This is a genomic window from Salegentibacter maritimus (assembly GCF_016236915.1).
Classification (GTDB): domain Bacteria; phylum Bacteroidota; class Bacteroidia; order Flavobacteriales; family Flavobacteriaceae; genus Salegentibacter; species Salegentibacter maritimus.
Window position 1 is genome coordinate 199,160 of record NZ_JAEHOK010000003.1, and the last position, 9,722, is coordinate 208,881.

A 9,722-nucleotide genomic window follows, 5' to 3' on the forward strand; every position below is an offset into this window, starting at 1 on the left:
TCAATGGGAAATAATAAAAGAAAATTAAAGGTAATAGTTTCCGGGTGGCTACATTTAAGCTGATTTCCTTCGGATTATAACTTCAGAAAAAGAGGATAGACTTTAAGATTAGTTTGCAGTTAATTCAATATTTCACATGATAATCTTTCTTGAAAGCAGCTTTATTCCAGGCTTTTTTGGAAGTCCATTCTTCTTTAGCACCACTCCAAAAAACACTTTCCTTTGGAAGACCCAACGGTAAAAAACTTAAAGAGGCCATGTATAGGCTGCCGGTAGAAGTATAATAATCTGCTATCTCGGGGTGATGCCCTGTAAAGCCGAGTACCAACCAATTATTGTCATCAAAAACACTCTCGTTTAACAAGTTTTTAGTGACTTGGGTAAGGGCACACCTTACCTGTGCCGGGTTTATATCTTCCGGCAGCTTTTCCTCAAGTGCTACTTGAGCCAATGCTTGCATAGCCCCGGTACGATAGGTTATAGAGCGACCAATAGGCGGAAAAGTGCCTTCTGGAGAGATCACTCTTTCCAGTTGCCAGGAATAGCGTACCATTCGTTTTAGTGCCAATTCATATCTTCCCTGCATCCCTTTATCATGTTGAGCTAAAATCTTAAGGGTATCCACGAGCATAGGATGAATCACATAAGAGTTGTAATAATCAAAGGCAAATGTTTTCCCATCACTATACCAACCGTCGCCTACATACCATTCATCAAATTTCACTAAAGCGTGATCTACTGCTTTCTTATTCCAATCTTCACCAATAGACAATAGAAAGGCCTCAGTTATCGCTGTAAAAAGTAACCAATTGCTCTCAAAAGGTTTTCGTGTTCGTAAAGCCTTAAATTCAGTAATAAGCCTTTGTTTTGTTACATCATCCAAAGGATCCCATAAAGTATTACGTGCTCTTATGAAACCATGTGCAAGGTAAGCCCCATCTACAATAGGTTGGTACTCTTTTCTAAAGTTTAGGTAATCGGGGTTAGCCGGGTCTACAGCATTAGAAATACCTTTAATAACATTTTCCTTAAGTGCTTTTCTTAATTTGCCTTCTTCCGAATCATCATCGGGTAAAGCCAACCAGGGTGCCACACCGGCCATACACCGACCTACCGCTTCCAGGTAAGTAACATCCTTTCGGGAATCGTAAGATGGTGATTTCTCTACTGGCATATTTTTTCTAAGTGTAGACTTTGCCAGGTTAGAAAATATAGGTTGAGCCATTTTATATAACGTATTAACCCAGACCTGTCGGTCATTACTTCCAAAAGATTCTAAACTAGCTTGTTTCTGGTTAGCAGCAGCTATTCTAAAAGGATCTAAGGCAGAAAGTGCCATTACTCCTGAAGCAGATACCAGAAATTCCTTTCTTTTCATAATAGTTTACATTTACTGAAGTTGTTATGTAAATATTGCAAGAGGCTCTTTGTATTTGCTAGTTTTAAGCAATAGGTAATTAAAATCACCTATTGCTTAAATAACCTAAATAAGATTCTAAGGGTGTTATTAAGAACCAATATAACTTAAAGGTCTTAACATCTTTCTTAAGAGCCTGGCAATATTATTAAATCTCTTACCAACCCGGATTTTGCTCCAGAGAAGGGTTTAATGCAATTTGATTTACTGGAAATGGCCAGAGATAATCCCGAGCAGGGTCAAAGTGCCTATTTTCTGCTTTTTGTAGAATAATTAAGTTATCTGAAGTTACCTCGGGAACTACCTCAGTTCCGAATTCATCAAAAAAGTAATTTCCCAATATAGTTTTTGGTAATTCTATTTCTGCAGTTTTCCATCTAATCAAGTCCCAATATCTAAAGCCTTCAAGTGCCAATTCAACTCTTCGCTCCCTTCTTATTTCTTCACGCATTTCAAGGCCATTGTTATCTACAAGGGAATTGGTGAGGTGAGGCATGGAAACACTTTCCCGGTCGCGTAATATATTTACCGAAATATTGAGATCTTCATCACTAATGCTCTCATCTAATTCATAGGTTGCTTCGGCATAATTCAGTAAAACCTCAGCATAACGAATAAGCGTTCTGTCAATATAAGATCGGGAAACTTGCCAATCGTTCAAATTGGCATATCTCCTATTGGCAAACCCAGTTTTCTGAAAACTTATCGCCGGAATATTAAATACAGGCTGGGTACCAATATACTCATCACCCTCTTTAAAGAAGGTAGCCCCCATACGAGGATCTCTATTATTAAAAACTTCTACGGTATTGGTAGGTTTTTCATATAAAGGAGACTTACTAATTGGCAGTCCATCAGTCATTAAATAAGAAGTGGCTAAGCCCCTGGTAGGATTGGCAGCCCCAGTTTCTAAATTTCTTTGCGCCACATGATAAGAAATAGATTCTTCTAAGTTTTTACCATATTGCCTCACTAATATATTCTCCTTGTTCTGCCTACCTTCTCCCTCATATTGAAAGAGATTGAAATAATTTGGAAAAATATCATGTTCTCCAGAATCCATAACTTCTTTCGCTGCTGTCTTCGCAATCATCAAATGTTTTTGAGCATCGCCATAACCGTGAAATTTGCTTCGTGTTCCTTCAAATAAAGCTACTCTAGATTTAAAAGCTAAAGCAGCAGTTTTGGATATCCTTCCATAATCCTCGGCTTTAATTGTACCTGGAGATTTAAGGTCTAATACTGCCGAATCTAAATCACTATATATTTGGGCTACAACCTCTTCTCTTGAAGCCTGTCCCATATTGAGCTCTTCATCTTCTATGTTTAGGGGCTTTAAAATTAAAGGAACCCCACCATAGCGGCGAAACAAATTAAAGTAGCCCCAGGCTCTAAAAAACTTGGCTTCAGCAACATATATGTTTATTTGGTTAATATCTCCACCTCTATCAGCTACTAAATCTGCTTTTTCAATTATATTATTGGCTGCTCTAATAAGTCTATATTGAGCTCTATAGTATCCATCGGAAGATGGAGTAATTCTAGTACCATCACTTATAGAGTTAGCACTGGTACCAAAAGCATCATCAGACCATACATCACCGGTTTCTGGCAAACCTGGTAAAAAGGTATATAAATAATTGGCGGCAGACTTAAGGTCGTTTTCATTTTGCCAAAATGCAGGATCACTAATAGAGGTTTCCGGTAAGCGATCTACATTACAGGACAGCACACCAAAAACCATTATTAAACTAAATAATATTCTAAATTCTTTTTTCATACTGATAAATTTCAAAATTGTTTAAAATGATAAATTGATACCTAAAGCAACTTTACCCGTAAACGGATAATTTGCTCTTTGCTCATTGCGTTGCTCAGGATCAAAAACGCCATCAAAGACTCCCAATTTGTTAAACAGAAGTAAATCTTCTCCCGTAACGTAAATCCTGAACCTTGATATAGGTAATTGACTTATTACTTTTTGGGAGAGAGAGTAACCAAGTTGAATATTCTTTAAACGAACATAACTACCGTCTTGCACCCATCTATCTGAAGTTGCATAATTATGAGTTCCTTTAAGAAAAGGCCTGGGAAAAGCGGCATCGGGGTTATTTGGTGTCCAAAAATCTCTATGAAATGCCATAGGTTGGAACCAGGTTTGATTAAAAGGCATTACAACCGCTGTTGGTGCTAAAAAGGATCGTTTTCCAACTCCCTGAAAGAAAATACTAAAATCAATATTTTTATAATTTGCCCCGGCATTTATTCCGAATAGGTATCTGGATTGGTCAGTACCAAGTTTCACTAAATCTCCGTGATTTTCAACTGTTCCTCCGCCATTATTAATTAAGCCGTCACCATTTTGATCTACATATTCTATGTCTCCGATTCCTGTTCGGTTATCATAAAAAGGAGCATTTTCTAATTGACTTTCGCTTTCTATATAGCCGGGCACAGTTTCATAGCCCCAAATTGTATTTAATGGAAAACCTTCTATTAATCTATTGGTTCTAGAACCTACAGTGTTTCTATTACCACCATAACTAATTAACTCATTCTGGTTGTCTGATAGATTAAAGCCTATATTATAGCTAAAATCATCACCTATTTTATCCCTAAAATTTAAATTAGTCTCCCATCCCCAACTTTTTAATTCACCGCGATTAACCCTGGGTGTATTTATACCTATGGTAGCTGGTAAATTAGTAGGTATCAACATATTCCTGTTATGCTTAATATAATAATCAAAAGATCCCTGTAGCTTATTCTTAAATAAAGAAACATCTACGCCATAGTTAACAGTTTCTACGGTTTCCCAGGCTAAATTAGGAGAAGGAAGTCCTCCCTGATAAAAATAAGTAGTACGGTCTTCGGTAGCTCCCATAACCAAAGCATTACCATAGTTTAATCCAGGGATATAATCGTAATAGCCAATAATATCGGCATTTGCATTCCCTAATTGCCCCCAGGAAGCTCTTGGCTTAAATTCACTAAAAAAGGGTAAAGCAGTTTCAAACCATTTTTCTTTATGCATATTCCAGCCTATAGAACCTGATGGAAACCATTTTAGCCTGGATCCGGGCGCTAAGCGGGAAGTCTCATCTCCCCTTATCGTGGCCTCTAATAAATATTTATCCTTAAAACTATAATTGAAACGGCCAAAATATGATTGGTTAGCAAAAGTTGTTACCCCTTCACTATTTCTTTTACTATTGGCATCACCAAGGTTTAAAGATGGTAAATCATTACTAACTAAGGAACTGGCAGAGCTTGTTACAGAATGTCCTCTATAATCTTCCCATTGATAGCCCCCTAAAAGATGAATTTTATGGTTGTTAAAAAGGGTAATATCATAGTTCGTTAGGAACTGAAAGTTATCTCTTGCATAATTTGCTCCCAACACAGTATAGGAGTTAGGATTATTTAAATAGTAAACAGGAGAAAATCTATCCCATAACTCTACTGTTCTATTAAATCTGTCATAATCCCGTCTATTTTCCTGCCGGCCATAGATCATTTTAAGCTCCAAACCATCTATAAAGTTTGAAGCGGTTAGGGTAAATGTTCCATTTAACTCTGCCCTCTTATCGTTAGCATAACCTCCTTCTGTTAGGTAGGCATAAGTGTTATTTCCTGATGTTCCAGCACCACCAAAGAGTTTCCCTTCTGGTGTAAAGATTGGGAAACGTTGTCTTGCCTGCCAAACTTGCTGTAAAAGACCATAACCATTTACTCCTGCTGAAGGTGATTCTCTATCATTAACATTATACGCCAATCTAGAATCTAATGATAGGTGTTTTGACAGCTCGGCACTCATATTTAGACGAGTATTAAGACGTTTATTCCCATCTGGACCAACTTTGAACATACCTTCCTGATCCAAATATCCCACAGAAAAAAAGTAGTTAACCTTATCACTCCCGCCTCTGGCACTAACATTATGACTTTGCATTAAATATAAATCTCTAGCTACCTGATCTTTAATACTTTTTTGGTTATAAGTAAGATACCTAGTAGAATCGGTTGGTGAAACAACAAACTCTACTCCATTTCTAATATTATCTAAATCAAAATCACTATACTCGGGCCCAACACCGGCATTTTTCCTTGCCAAGTTTGAAAATTCAGCCTCTTCTAAAAGAGACAATCTATCAGGAATATTTAAGGGCCATTGAACGGTAAGTAGACTTGAATAGTCTACAACAGTTTTTCCCGATTTCCCTTCTTTTGTAGTAACCAATATAACTCCACCGGCCGCTCGAGACCCATAAATAGCTGCCGCAGCAGCATCTTTTAGCACCGTAACGGTTTTCACATCGGTGGGGTTAATGGTATTTAGATCATTTAAAGACATTGTTACCCCATCTACAATTAGCAAAGGATCCACATTTCCATTTGCTGATGTAGCACCCCGAATTTGTATATTCAAGCCCTCATCACCGGGCTGCCCGGTTGTTCGAGAAATATTTAACCCGGAGGTAGTTCCCTGTAAAGCATTTCCTAAATTAGTTACAGGTCTATCTTCGATAGTTTCGGCATTAATAGTTGAAACAGCTCCAGTAAGATTTGCTCTTTCTTGCTTACCATAACCAACAACCACCACTTCATTTAAGGCTGCTACATCTTCTTTAAGAACTACGTTAATTACATCACGTCCGGCGGGCTCAATATCCTGGGAAAGAAATCCGACATAACGAAAACTGAGAACCGTATTAGAATCAGGCAAGATAATCTCATAATTTCCATCAAAGTCAGTCACGACTCCATTATTGGTGTTTTTTTCCATTACGGTAACACCCGGTAATGGCATTCCAGCCTCATCGGTAACCGTTCCAGATACACTAATCTCACCCTGCGCATATGCTGTAAAGCTTAATAGAAAAGATAAAAAGAATAGGAACGAGGCTATATTACATAGCTTTTTCTGAGGTTTATTTTTTTCAATTAATGTTTTTTTCATAATGATTTTTGGTTTCGTTAATTAATTCAATACACATAAAACAATCGATTGTCTAAATGAGTCAAAAAATTAGTAATCCTATTTACTAATTTGCTTTTGCCTCAAAAGTGCTTCTAGGTAATAATAGTCAGCATAATTTAGTGGGACATCCAGCTCATCATTATGAGGTTTACTACCTACAGAGCGCTTTAATAAAAAACCTCCATTAGTTGTAGTTTCAGCTAAATAGGTACTGGAGCTTAAGTTATCTAAAATCTCGTTCCCCCACTTTAAATACTCCTCACTACTTGCATCTGTATCGTAAGTACTTAGTTCTAAAAGAGCCGAAGCTGTAATTGCTGCCGCAGAAGCATCGCGAAGCGTATTCTCTCCTGGAGCCACATCGAAATCCCAGTAAGGAATCTGATCATTTGGTAAATTAGGGTGGGTTTTAATAAAATCAGCAATTTTTTCGGCCTGCTTCAAATACTTAGGATCCTGTGTTTCCCGATAAACCAATACATAGCCATACAACGCCCAAGCTTGTCCTCTAGACCAAGCAGATTCATCACTATAGCCTTGATGCGTAACTTTTTCATTAATATCTCCTGTTAAAGGATCATAATCTACTACGTGAAAAGAACTTCCATCCTCCCTAAAATGGTTTTTCATGGTAGTATCGGCATGACTAACCGCTATATCATAAAATGTAGAATCTCCAGAAATTTTAGTTGCGTGAAACAATAGCTCTAAATTCATCATATTATCGATAATTACGGGACAATCCCATTTTTTATTCCAATCCCATGACTGGAGAACGCCCGCATTGGGCTTGAAGCGAGTTGAAAGAGATTTCGCAGTTTGCACTATAATATCTTCATAAGCCTTTGAGTCCTGATACTTTAAACCATTACCATAACTACATTCTATTATAAAGCCTACATCATGATTTCCCTCCCAATATTGTATGGTATCCAATTTTTCAGTATATGCCATAGCACGTTCCTTCCAAACATCATTCCCGGTTAGACCATAAAGCTGCCATAAAGACCCGGGATAAAAACCACTTGTCCAATCATAAGGGCCAACATTTACCAATTTGTCATTTTTCGTAGTACGAGGCATTGGTTTAGGACTTTCCTTTACGTCCTTAATGCTTTTATACAAATACTCATATTGCTCTTCCAACTGCCCCACATCAGCTGCTTCCAAATTTGATTTCTTACTAACGCAGCTAGCCGAAACAATATATACCATTAATAAAATTAATCTACAAGTTGATTTCATTTTCTATAATTTAACAATTCAAGACAATATTAATAAAATTATTCCCTAATAACAATCGATTGCAATAAAATAAATTAACTTTTTTTTTACATAGAACCAATTATGGTAAATAAGGGCTATTCAATTTTTAGAAGTTTAGCATTTACAGAAGCCTACCAACAAATTTTATGTAGTAAATATCAAAATTGCTAAAATCATTAAATATTAATAGCGGAAGCACTGACTTAATAAAATCTATTAAAGGAATATGAAATTAAACCATTTATCCCAGATGGCGTGAAGCGACTGGCAATACATAGCTGGATTCTTTTCTTTATTTAGAAGCAGTTACTTATCGCAAATCCGGATATGTCTAGCGCCTAAAGCTGAAATACAGGATTCCCTTGATATGGTATAGACTTGATACCTAATTCTTATCAAAAGCTAGCGAAATAAGATTTATAAGACTTTATAGAAAGTTATGGTGAAGATCCAAAAGCTTAGCAAAGCTTTCTTAATAATTTTGGTTATTAATTATTCATTGTGAAAGAATTGCAAAGAGCATAAGTACATTTGAGAACAAACTTCAAAAAATGGAGGACTAAATTTTCTTCTAAATGGAAATATAATTTTTTAAAATTATTAGTAAACTACCCCGAGCAAACCACTAGATATTCGTTGGATACATATTTTTAATTTTGAGGTAAGCCCAGGATTACAGCCTTTGGCGGTGCCGATGCAAGGGGATTGAGGTAAGACAACGGGTCTGTAAATTAAACTCTGTCTGATGTTTCAATTCCTCTGGGGCTAGCCCCAGAGGAATTGGCGTTTATGTCCAGCGGTATCCGGTCTCCAAATTTAATATAAAATTGCTGAATCGTAAGGCTCCAATTATGCAAAGGAGCGGTCCATTTCTTCTCAATGTTTCGTGTGGCCAGGTAGACTAGCTTTAGCAGCGACATATCAGTGGTGAAAGCACCCTTGGTTTTGGTAACTTTCCGGATTTGCCGATGGAAGCCCTCTACGGCATTAGTGGTGTAAATAATCTTCCTAATGGGTTCTGTATACTCAAAATACTGGGATAGCTGTTCCCAGTTACGCTGCCAACTTTCAATAACTACAGGATATTTATTACCCCATTTCCCTTCCAGGTTCAATAGCTCATCTTCGGCTACATCTTTAGTGACAGCCCTATAGACCTTTTTCAGGTCTTTCATAAACTCTTTTTGATCTTTAGAGGCAATATACTTCAATGAATTACGGATTTGGTGTACAATACAAAGCTGAACCTGAGCCTTTGGATAAACGCTTAAGATGGCTTGTGTAAAGCCTTTGAGATTATCTGTACAGGCTATTAAGATATCCTGTAATCCACGGTTATGAAGGTCGGTTAAAACCTGTAGCCAGAAATTAGCACCTTCGCTCTCAGAGATATACATCCCCAGGATTTCCTTTTTCCCTTCTTTGGTAATACCCAGGATGTTATAAAGTGCTTTGTGGGCAATCTTTCCATCCACTTTAACTTTATAATGCATGGCATCAAGCCAAACAATACAGTAAAGGGGTTCTAAAGGACGACTTTGCCAGGCTTTGATATCAGGAATGATCTGATCGGTGATCTGGCTTAAAACCGTATGGGAAATATCGGTATCGTACATTTCTTTGATATGACCCGAGATGTCACGGTAGCTCATTCCAAGTCCATAAAGACCGATAATTTTTTCTGAAAGATTATCAGCCAGAATCGTCTGTCGCTTTTTAACCAGTTCCGGTTGGAAGCTACTTTGACGGTCTTCAGGGGTTTCAATGTCAAAAGAGCCAAAGCCACTTTTAAGCTTTTTCTTTCCCTTGCCATTGCGTTTATTCCCTTTGGAGCGTTCATCACTACTTAGATGAGAGTCCATCTCTGCCTGAAGGGCCTTCTCAATAACGTTCTTGAGCATCGGTGCAAAAGCACCGTCTGCACCAAAAAGGCTTTTGCCTGACATGAACTGGTCAAGCACCTTTTTCTCGAATTCTTGTTGTTCTTTTGTTGCCATAATTCTGTATGAATGAAATTAATAAATAATTCAATTCAGACAGAGTTTATTTTACACTCTC

5 protein-coding genes are annotated in these 9,722 nt (G+C 37.4%); all 5 read right to left on the reverse strand.

The window, feature by feature from the left end:
• Positions 1 to 124: 124 nt before the first annotated feature.
• Positions 125 to 1,378: a DUF2264 domain-containing protein gene (locus I6U49_RS04095; protein ID WP_232804631.1), complete on the reverse strand. Its 1,254-nt coding sequence runs from the start codon at positions 1,376 to 1,378 to the stop codon at positions 125 to 127.
• A 196-nt stretch (positions 1,379 to 1,574) separates the two neighbouring features.
• Positions 1,575 to 3,197, reverse strand: coding sequence for a RagB/SusD family nutrient uptake outer membrane protein (locus tag I6U49_RS04100; RefSeq protein WP_198627684.1), 1,623 nt, complete (start codon positions 3,195 to 3,197; stop codon positions 1,575 to 1,577).
• 21 nt (positions 3,198 to 3,218) lie between these two features.
• A complete protein-coding gene (locus tag I6U49_RS04105) occupies positions 3,219 to 6,377 on the reverse strand; it encodes a SusC/RagA family TonB-linked outer membrane protein (RefSeq protein ID WP_198627685.1) in 3,159 nt (1,052 codons plus the stop codon).
• Between the two features lie 78 nt (positions 6,378 to 6,455).
• The gene (locus I6U49_RS04110) at positions 6,456 to 7,643 is read right to left on the reverse strand and encodes a glycoside hydrolase family 88 protein (RefSeq protein WP_198627686.1); all 1,188 of its coding nucleotides are present in this window, start codon (positions 7,641 to 7,643) and stop codon (positions 6,456 to 6,458) included.
• Between the two features lie 752 nt (positions 7,644 to 8,395).
• Positions 8,396 to 9,661 (reverse strand): IS256 family transposase, encoded by a 1,266-nt coding sequence (locus I6U49_RS04115; RefSeq protein ID WP_262894938.1) that lies wholly within the window; start codon positions 9,659 to 9,661, stop codon positions 8,396 to 8,398.
• Positions 9,662 to 9,722: the final 61 nt, after the last annotated feature.